The sequence below is a fragment of the Burkholderia sp. E168m23 genome (assembly GCF_016586125.1).
Classification (GTDB): Bacteria; Pseudomonadota; Gammaproteobacteria; order Burkholderiales; family Burkholderiaceae; genus Burkholderia; species Burkholderia orbicola.
The window spans coordinates 1-1897 of sequence record NZ_BCPP01001162.1 but is presented as its reverse complement, the minus strand read 5'-3'; the positions used below and the strand labels follow the sequence as shown (position 1 = coordinate 1897).

General features: G+C 68.9%; 2 protein-coding genes. One reads left to right on the top strand and one right to left on the bottom strand.

Going from position 1 to position 1897, the window contains the following annotated elements; all coding sequences use genetic code 11:
- Window positions 1-474, top strand: a 474-nt coding sequence (locus JMF90_RS35230; protein ID WP_236598106.1) for a LysR substrate-binding domain-containing protein, incomplete at its 5' end; no start/stop codon positions are given.
- 211 nt (window positions 475-685) lie between these two features.
- Here the strand turns inward: JMF90_RS35230 and JMF90_RS35225 are convergent.
- Window positions 686-1897: MFS transporter (locus tag JMF90_RS35225; protein WP_201326178.1), on the bottom strand; the 1212-nt coding region annotated here is incomplete at its 5' end.

Here is a 1897-nt window from a genome sequence, read left to right as displayed (position 1 = left end):
GTGGTGATCGGGCGCCACGTCGGGACCGACTGCGACTTCCGCGTGGTGGATGACGAGGCGCTTGCGATCATTGCGGGCCGCGACCATCCGCTCGCGGGCGCGGGGCCGGTCGAATTCGATGCGCTGCTCGATTACGCGTGGATCCTGCAGCCGGCCGGCAGCCCGGCGCGCGAGGTCGTCGAGCGCGAATTCCGCATGCGTCACCAGCCGATGCCGCGCGGGCTCGTCGAAACGGGCTCGATCCTGACGACGATGAACCTCGTCGACCGTTCGCACATGCTCGGCGTGATTCCGCTGACGGTCGCGCGGCGCAATGCCGAACACGGGCTCGTCGCGATCATCGATTTCGCGCTCGAACAGAAGCTGCCGTCGTACGGCAGCCTCGTGCGGCGCGATCGGCCGTTGAGCATTCCCGCGCAGCAGTTTCTCGCGCTGTTTCACCGGGACGGCGCGGGGGATGACGGCGATGCGTAATGGCGCGGTTTGTCAGCCGCGGCGGCCGAGCCAGCCGCGCCAGCCGCGCCAGCCGATTAGACCGATTAGACCGATCAAGCCGCACCAACCGCACCAACCGAACCAGCCGAGCAACCCTGGCAAGCCAAGCCACCACCACAGCGGAACGCGGTGAAGCGAGATGGCGACGCCGGCGAGGCGGCTGAGGCAGGCGAACCCGAAGTGAACCGCTTCAGCGCACCGACGGCGCAGCAGGCGCGTCGACGAGCGCCGGCATCGATTCGGACAGCGCGCGGTCCGGGCGAATCCGCAGCGCGGCGACGATGCCGATCAGCAGCATCGCGACCGAGCCGACGAACGGCACCGTCCAGCTGCCGGTGCGATCGACGAGATAGCCGAACAGGATCGGCGACAGGATTCCCGAGATCGCGGAACCGGCGTTCATCATCCCACTCGCGATGCCGGCATGGGTCGGCGCGATGTCGCTCGGCACGGCCCAGATCGGCCCGATCGTCAGTTCGAGGGACAGGAACGATCCCGACAGGCACAGCGCGACGCCGGCCGTCGAGTGCACGAACGCGAGCGGCAGCAAGCAGACGAGCGCGCCGACGAAGCTCGTGACGATCACGCTCTGGCGCGACAGCGCGAGGTTGCCGGTCTTTCGGTAGATCCGGTCGCAGAGCCAGCCGCCGAGCGTATCGCCGACCACGCCCGCGAAGAACACACCGGACGCGAACAACGCGGTCGATTTCACGTTCAGGCCCTGGCCGTTCAGGAAGAAGGTCGGCAACCACGTGAAGAACAGCCACGCGGTCCAGCCGTAGCAGAAGTAGACGAAGATGGTCGGCGCCATGCGTCGGAACAGCGGCCCCCACGGCGTCGGGCCGGACGGTGCGGCAGGGCGCGCGGTGCGCGTGCGGCCGTCGTCGTCGCCCGCCGGATGCTCGCGGAAGCCGACGATCCACCACGCGAGCCACACCAGCGTGACCGCGCCGATCACGAAGAACGCCGCGCGCCACGACAGCCACGTCATCAGCGCGGCGACGATCGGCGGCGTGACCGCGTTGCCGAGCCGGGAGAACGAATGGGTGAAGCCCTGCACGACGCCGCGCCGCTCGCGCGGGAACCAGTGCGTGACCGCTCGGGCCTGGGCCGGCAGCGTCGCGCCTTCGCCGATGCCGAGCAGCAGCCGCGCGGCGAACAGCAGCCCGAGACTGTGCACGAGCCCGGTCGTGAACGTGGCGACGACCCAGATCAGCCCGCAGCCGATCAACGTGATGCGCGCGCCGAACCGGTCGGCGATCCAGCCGCCGCCGATCTGGCAGATTGCATACGAATACGCGAACGCGGAGAATGCGACGCCGAGCTCGGTATTCGATAGCCCGAGTTCGGCCTTGATCGCGCCGGCGGCGGTCGCGAGATTGACGCGATCGACGTAGAGGAT